General features: G+C 63.5%; 9 protein-coding genes. 4 read left to right on the plus strand and 5 right to left on the minus strand.

Features of this window, described 5'->3' with window-relative positions:
- The 3 genes from EOA36_RS27735 to EOA36_RS27745 form a co-directional block, all read left to right on the plus strand.
- Positions 1–158 (plus strand): septation protein IspZ (locus EOA36_RS27735; RefSeq protein WP_189553381.1); only part of this gene is annotated, 158 nt, incomplete at its 5' end.
- A gap of 23 nt (positions 159–181) precedes the next feature.
- A complete protein-coding gene (locus tag EOA36_RS27740) occupies positions 182–802 on the plus strand; it encodes a pyridoxamine 5'-phosphate oxidase family protein (protein ID WP_127280264.1) in 621 nt (206 codons plus the stop codon).
- 35 nt (positions 803–837) lie between these two features.
- Positions 838–1,362 (plus strand): NADPH-dependent FMN reductase, encoded by a 525-nt coding sequence (locus EOA36_RS27745; RefSeq protein ID WP_127280265.1) that lies wholly within the window; start codon positions 838–840, stop codon positions 1,360–1,362.
- 288 nt (positions 1,363–1,650) lie between these two features.
- Here EOA36_RS27745 and EOA36_RS27750 read toward each other — a convergent pair whose 3' ends face one another.
- Complete coding sequence (locus EOA36_RS27750; protein ID WP_127280266.1) at positions 1,651–1,857, minus strand: 4-oxalocrotonate tautomerase family protein; 207 nt, start codon at positions 1,855–1,857, stop codon at positions 1,651–1,653.
- 162 nt (positions 1,858–2,019) lie between these two features.
- The gene (locus EOA36_RS27755) at positions 2,020–2,940 is read right to left on the minus strand and encodes an SMP-30/gluconolactonase/LRE family protein (RefSeq protein ID WP_127280267.1); all 921 of its coding nucleotides are present in this window, start codon (positions 2,938–2,940) and stop codon (positions 2,020–2,022) included.
- Positions 2,941–3,190: 250 nt separating this feature from the next.
- On the opposite strand from EOA36_RS27755, the gene EOA36_RS27760 reads away from it, so the two are divergent.
- Positions 3,191–3,358, plus strand: a complete 168-nt coding sequence (locus EOA36_RS27760) for a hypothetical protein (protein ID WP_127280268.1) — start codon at positions 3,191–3,193, stop codon at positions 3,356–3,358.
- A 243-nt stretch (positions 3,359–3,601) separates the two neighbouring features.
- On the opposite strand, the gene EOA36_RS27765 is transcribed toward EOA36_RS27760, so the two are convergent.
- From EOA36_RS27765 to EOA36_RS27775, 3 genes are all read right to left on the minus strand, one after another.
- Positions 3,602–4,177, minus strand: a complete 576-nt coding sequence (locus EOA36_RS27765; RefSeq protein ID WP_127280269.1) for a DsbE family thiol:disulfide interchange protein — start codon at positions 4,175–4,177, stop codon at positions 3,602–3,604.
- Complete coding sequence (gene ccmD / locus EOA36_RS27770) at positions 4,174–4,347, minus strand: heme exporter protein CcmD (protein ID WP_127280270.1); 174 nt, start codon at positions 4,345–4,347, stop codon at positions 4,174–4,176. The genes EOA36_RS27765 and ccmD overlap by 4 nt, the downstream gene beginning before the upstream one ends.
- A 132-nt stretch (positions 4,348–4,479) precedes the next feature.
- On the minus strand, positions 4,480–4,892 hold a 413-nt coding region (locus EOA36_RS27775; RefSeq protein WP_189553383.1), incomplete at its 5' end, for a heme exporter protein CcmB.

A 4,892-nucleotide genomic window follows, 5' to 3' on the forward strand; every position in this document is an offset into this window, starting at 1 on the left:
AAGTGGTCTGGCGCAATTTTTCCACCGACGCCTGGGTTACCTTCAAGGTCTGGGGCATCATGCCGATCACGCTTCTGTTCACCTTCAGCCAGATGCCGCTCATCCTGCGCCATTCGCTCGACGACAAAGCCGGCGGGGAAGAGAAAGCCGGCAAATAAGGCAGGGAATAAGGGGGAGAGCCATGGAATTCGTCACCACCCAGGAAGAGCTGCGGACGATCTACAAGACGCCGCGCCCGACCGATGGTTCGATCCGCAAGGAATTGAAGGCGCTCGACGGCCATTGCCGCTCCTTCATCGGCAAGAGCCCGTTCGTGCTGATCGGCTCGTCCGATGGCGAAGGCAATGCCGACGTTACCCCGAAAGGCGACAAGCCCGGCTTCACCGCCATTCTCGACGAGAATACGATCGCCATTCCCGACCGGCCCGGCAACAACCGGCTGGATACGCTGGAGAACATCCTGCGCAATCCCTCGGTCGGGCTGCTCTTCCTCATCCCGGGCATGAACGAGACGCTGCGCGTCAATGGCGAAGCCCGCATCACCGTGGATGCCACTTTGCGCGAGCGCCTCGCGGTCGACGGCAAGGAGCCGCAAAGCGTCATCGTCGTCGCCGTCAAGGCCGCCTACATGCATTGCGCCAAGGCCTTCATGCGCTCCGATCTGTGGAAGCCCGAGAGCTGGTACGACCGTGCCACGCTGCCGACGCTCGGCCAGATCCTGCGCGATCAACTGGCATTGGCCGATTCGGCCGAGGCGACCGACCGCTGGCTGGACGACGAGTACAAGCAGACGATGTGGTAGGGTTTTCGGCCACGATTCGCCCGGACCTATCCATCTTGCTCCATCTTCTTGCCATCTCAGGCAGCCTGCGGGCGGCCTCCACCAATTCGGCCCTGGTCGCGGCACTGGCGCTGAACGCGCCCGAGGGCTGTCGTATCACCGTCTATGACGGACTTCGCGGCCTGCCGATCTTCAACCCCGACGACGAGGGCGAGCGAACACCGGGCGAAGCCTCCGACCTGATCGACGCCGTCACCCGCGCCGACGGCGTCATCGTCTCCTGCCCCGAATATGCGCATGGCGTGCCGGGCGGACTGAAGAACGCGCTCGACTGGCTGGTCTCGCGCGACGCCGCCGTCGACAAGCCGGCCATGCTGGCCCACGCCTCGCCGCGCTCGATCTATGCCCGAACCGCTTTGGCCGAGATCATGCGGACAATGTCGTTCGCGCTGCATGATGGTGGGTTGGAGATCGCCCTGCTCGGGAAGAAGCCAGCGGAGATGGAGGCCATTTTGGCTGAGCCGGAAAAGGTGCTGGCAATGCGCAATGCGCTGTCCGGTTTCGCAGATTTCATACGCTAGCCTTGATCCTTTAGCGGCCAACCATGCGACTTCGTCATTCTAGGGCGGAGCAAGGAGCGCAGCGACGCGGCGCAGACCCTAGAATCCATGCCGTGACATTTGCCAAAGAATGCAGCGGTTCAGAACAGGCACCCCGACGTGGCTAGTACACTGACCGTATCACAGACGGAAACTGCACCGCCGCGACGTTCGAAAGGTCCGGCATGGATCCTAGGGTCTCCGCGACGTCGCTTCGCGACTGCTTCGCCCTAGGATGACGAAGTGGAAAGGACTTCGCCTTCCTTCGATCTACCCCTTCCGCAAGGTCTCGACATCGGTCTTACCGACATACCAGTCGCGGGCGTTGACCTCTTCGAACACCACCCAGACGTCGTCATTGCCGAGTCCGGTGGCGTCCATGATGGCCGCCGTGACTTTCCTGGCGATGTCAGCCTTCTTGCCTGCCGGATCGGCGGCGATCACTTCCTTGACGATGCGGATGTTGACGAATGGCATGATGTCCTCCCATTGATTTGTGCCTGATACCATCGGCGGACTGCTTCGAACTCCGCTCCGGCGGAGCAAATAATGGCGGCTGCGGAAGCCGCGGCGAAGCGGGCGCCGCGGCTATCCGCAGAAGCGCCAACAAGGGTCGCCAGAGAAAAGTTGCGAGCAGCCTCAAAAAGTCTTGGCCCCATTCACCATCAGCCGCACCGAATAGAGCGAGGTGGTGCCGGCGATGTAGAGGCAGTTCAGCTTGGCGCCGCCGAACACGCAATTGGCGGTCACCTCCGGCACCTTGACCTTGCCGATCAGCGTGCCGTCCGGGTCGTAGCAATGGATGCCGTCGAAGGCGCTGGTCCAGATGCGTCCGTCGGCGTCGAGCCGGAACCCGTCGAACAGGCCTGATGTGCAGTCGGCGAAGACCTTGCCGCCGGAAACCTTCTTGCCGTGCTTGCCGACGTTGAACACCCGCATATGCGCCGGGTTCTCAGCGCCATGCGTGCGGCCGGTGTCGACGACATAGAGCAGGCTTTCGTCGAGCGAGAAGGCAAGCCCGTTCGGCCTGACCATGTCGGTGATCACGGCCTCGACCTCGCCCGTGTCGGGATCCACCCGGTAGACGTTGCAGGCGCCGATCTCGCTCTCGGCCTTGTCGCCCTCATAGTCGGTGTCGATGCCGTAGCTGGGGTCGGTGAACCAGACCGAGCCGTCGGATTTCACCACCGCGTCGTTGGGCGAGTTCAGCCGCTTGCCCTTCCATTTGGCGGCGATGGTGGTGACCGAGCCATCATGCTCGGTGCGGCTGACGCGGCGGCCCGAATGCTCGCAGGTGACGAGCCGGCCCTGCCGGTCGACGGTGTTGCCGTTGGAATTGCCCGAGGGCTGGCGGAACACGCTGACGCTGCCGTCGGTTTCGTCATAACGCAGCATGCGGTTGTTCGGAATGTCCGACCACACGACATAGCGGCCGGCGGCGAACCAGGCCGGCCCTTCGGCCCAGCGGCAGCCGGTGAACAGTTTCTCCACTTGCGCGCTGCCATTGAACAGGCGCGCGAAACGCGGATCGAGAATTTCGTAATAGTCTGCGGCCGCCATGCATTTCCTCCCGGCATCACGTGACGCCGGATCAAGCCAGCCCGCGATCGATCTGGCAAGACGGGGTATCAGCAATTTGTAAGACAAAACGGCGGGACGTTCCTTAGGACGCCATTAACCGGCTATGCGCGCAGTGCAATGGTGCATTGCAACATCTTCTTTTTGCAATGCACCATTACTATGTCATGCTCCGTATCGATCAAGGGAGGAAGAACCCGCCGCGAGAATGCGGCACAGAAGGAACCTTGCTATGATCTTGAATGACCTGATGACCCGCGCTCGCAGCAGCATCGCCAAGCGCAAGCACTACAACCGCCTCGTCGCCGAAATCGACAGCTTCTCCAGCCGCGACCTCGCCGACATGCGCGCCGACCGCTCGGAAATGCTCTACCAGATCCACAAGCAGATCTACGGCTGAGCCCCACCGCGTTTCGTCATCCTCGGGCTTGACCCGAGGATCCATGCCGCGACTTCAAACGAAGCATGCAGCGGCTCGGAATAGCGGTTCTATCAGCGGCGAAGAGTCCCTTATCCTGATCCGCCTTGCCTGTCACTAATATCACGGCATGGATCCCTTGGGCTGCAAAGCAGCTCCAGGGGTCTGCGCCGCGTCGCTTCGCTCCTTGCTTCGCCCTAGGATGACGAAGGCGAGTTGGAGTTGTCAGTTCGGTACGGCCAGCGCTTTTTCAATCTGTGGCAGCAAGAGATCCCTCGCCGACTCCGCCGTCAGCGGGCCGACATGCTTGTAGGCTATCTTGCCATCCTTGCCGATGACGAATGTTTCCGGCACGCCATAGACGCCCCAGTCGATCGCCGTGCGGCCGGCTTCGTCGACGCCGATCGCCTGGAACGGATTGCCGAGGTCGCCGAGGAAGCGGCGGGCGTTTTCCGGCCGGTCCTTGTAATTCAGCGCCGCCATCGTGAACCGCTTGTCCTGCGCCAGCGCCAACAGAACCGGGTGCTCTTCCCGGCACGGCGCGCACCACGACGCAAAGACGTTGACCAGAGTGACCTTGCCGGCGAAGGCTTTCGAATCGAGCCCCGGCAGGTTTGACCCCTCCAGCGCCGGCAGACTGGTCTGCGGCGCCGGCAGGCCGATGAGCGCCGATGGCACTTCCGAGACATCGCGTCCCGACAGAAGCTGCGACAGGAACAGGCCGGCCAGGCCGAGGAAAACCAGCAGCGGCAAGAACACGAACAGGCGGCGACGCGTCCGCGTTTCGATTTCGCTGCTCACGGCTTTCCCGCCCCGGTCTTGTCGGAGCGCCGCCGCACCCCGGCCGCCTCGAGTTCGGCGAGTTCGCGCTTGCGTGCCCGCTGGTCAAGCAGGATCCAGCCGATCAGCCCCGCAAGCACGATCGCGGTGATGGCGTAGGCGGCGGTGACGTAGAGTGCGTGCGGGCTCATGTCGGCCGCCTCCTTGGCATGCCGCTCGCCAACCCGGTCCGTTCGCTGCGCTCGCTCATGCCTTCCCTTAACCTCGCGCCACGGGCCGCGCAATCTGCCGCCGCGCCGCAGCCTCTGCCGCTCGTGGCCGCCTCAATCCGTGCCATGGCGCAGCGCCAGCGCCGCGGCCACGGGGCCCAGCACCGCAAGAAACAAGGTCAGCGCGGCAAGAATGAGGAAAGGCTGCAGGAACGGATCGGGATTCGCCGTCGCCCCGTAGCTTGCCGAAACACCGAAGATCAGCACCGGTATGGTCAGCGGCAGCACCAGCACCGAGATCAAAAGCCCGCCACGCGGCAGCGCCACCGCCACCGCCGCGCCCACGGCGCCGATGAAGGTGATGGCCGGCGTGCCGACAAGAAGCGTCAGCGCCGTGGCGCCGATGGCGAGCGGTTCCATATTCATGAACAGGCCGAGCAGGGGCGCGGCGACCACCAGCGGCAAGACGCTGCCCGCCCAGTGCGCGACGCATTTCACCAGCACCGTCAGCGCCAGCATGTGCCGGT

Origin of the sequence: Mesorhizobium sp. M8A.F.Ca.ET.021.01.1.1, assembly GCF_003998025.1 — a bacterium.
GTDB lineage: Bacteria > Pseudomonadota > Alphaproteobacteria > Rhizobiales > Rhizobiaceae > Mesorhizobium.

Excerpts from the sequence above, each read along its gene's own strand:
- EOA36_RS27740 (WP_127280264.1), top strand. The coding sequence starts at position 182 with ATGGAATTCGTCACCACCCAGGAAGAGCTGCGGACGATCTACAAGACG.
- EOA36_RS27750 (WP_127280266.1), bottom strand. The coding sequence starts at position 1,857 with ATGCCATTCGTCAACATCCGCATCGTCAAGGAAGTGATCGCCGCCGAT.
- EOA36_RS27755 (WP_127280267.1), bottom strand. The coding sequence starts at position 2,940 with ATGGCGGCCGCAGACTATTACGAAATTCTCGATCCGCGTTTCGCGCGC.
- EOA36_RS27760 (WP_127280268.1), top strand. The coding sequence starts at position 3,191 with ATGATCTTGAATGACCTGATGACCCGCGCTCGCAGCAGCATCGCCAAG.
- ccmD (WP_127280270.1), bottom strand. The coding sequence starts at position 4,347 with ATGAGCCCGCACGCACTCTACGTCACCGCCGCCTACGCCATCACCGCG.